This window comes from Pseudoalteromonas sp. T1lg21 (assembly GCF_002964625.1).
Taxonomy (GTDB): domain Bacteria; phylum Pseudomonadota; class Gammaproteobacteria; order Enterobacterales; family Alteromonadaceae; genus Pseudoalteromonas; species Pseudoalteromonas gelatinilytica.
This window is the reverse complement of record NZ_PQBX01000071.1, coordinates 1-334: the sequence shown is the minus strand read 5'-3', so window position 1 is coordinate 334 and position 334 is coordinate 1. Positions and strand designations below refer to the sequence as shown.

At 44.9% G+C, this 334-nt stretch carries 1 pseudogene; it reads right to left on the bottom strand.

Annotated elements, in window-relative coordinates:
- A pseudogene (locus C2M25_RS20710) lies at positions 1-334 on the bottom strand (host specificity factor TipJ family phage tail protein); the annotation flags it as partial.

Genomic DNA, 334 nt, shown 5'->3' with positions numbered 1-334 from the left:
ACGAAAATCGAACCAAAGTTTGTCAGTAACTTCACCTGCAGGGCATGCGAAAAAGGGCCCGTTAAATTGACCATCGCCGCCCCCATCTTCGACAATAACCGCAGCATTCGATGTGCTTTCAGTTACAAAACTTGTCCATGTTGGGTCATCTTGGGACTGGCCATCAACCTTATTCACCTGGCTACCATCTGAATCTTTGTTTAGCAGCTCAAAATACCCATCGTTTTGGCCATTTAAAGAGCCTGTTATTGAAAGAACTTCGCCAACTGAAAATGGTGGAACTGATTTAAAGCGAAGAGGCCTACCAAGCTCAGCATCCCACTCAACATAATGA